The organism is Oleiphilus sp. HI0079 (assembly GCF_001635105.1).
In genome coordinates this window covers 1-734 of sequence record NZ_LWFT01000269.1, presented here as the reverse complement: position 1 = coordinate 734, position 734 = coordinate 1, and the positions used below count along the sequence as shown (strand labels likewise).

Genomic DNA, 734 nt, shown 5'->3' with positions numbered 1-734 from the left:
GTAAGAATCCGAAAGATTTGTTTGATGAGTTTGATGGTAAGAAGTTGGTAGACACTTCTGGTGATGTGAAGTACCACCAAGGTTTTTCTTCGAACGTGATGACCCCTGGCGGCGAGGCGCACCTTGCTCTTTCATTTAATCCATCTCATCTAGAGATTGTGTCTCCGGTGGTTGAAGGCTCGGTCCGAGCTCGACAAAATCGCCGAGAAGATGTGGTTGGTAATACCGTTTTACCGATTATCATGCACGGTGATGCTGCTTTTGCTGGTCAGGGCGTTGTAATGGAGACATTTCAAATGTCTCAAACACGCGGCTACAGGACAGGTGGCTCGGTGCACATTGTGATCAATAACCAAGTTGGTTTCACCACCAATAAGCAAATCGATGCACGCTCGACAGAGTACTGTACTGATGTTGCAAAAATGATCCATGCTCCTATATTGCACGTCAATGGTGATGACCCCGAGGCTGTGCTGTTTGCAACTCAGGTCGCACTTGACTACCGAAATGAGTTTAAGAGTGATGTGGTCATAGATCTCGTTTGTTATCGTCGTCGTGGTCATAACGAAGCGGATGAGCCTTCAGGAACTCAGCCTTTGATGTACGAGATCATTAAGGCTTTGCCGACCACTCGGACGATTTATTCAGATAAGTTGATTCAGGAAGGGTTTGTTACCGCAGAGCAGAGCAAGAAGCTCGAGGATGATTATCGAGCTGCTCTGGATTAATGGTGA

Annotated in this window: 1 pseudogene; it reads left to right on the top strand. The window is 46.7% G+C overall.

The window, feature by feature from the left end:
- Positions 1-725 (top strand): annotated as a pseudogene (locus A3750_RS03910) (thiamine pyrophosphate-dependent enzyme); the annotation flags it as partial.
- Positions 726-734: the final 9 nt, after the last annotated feature.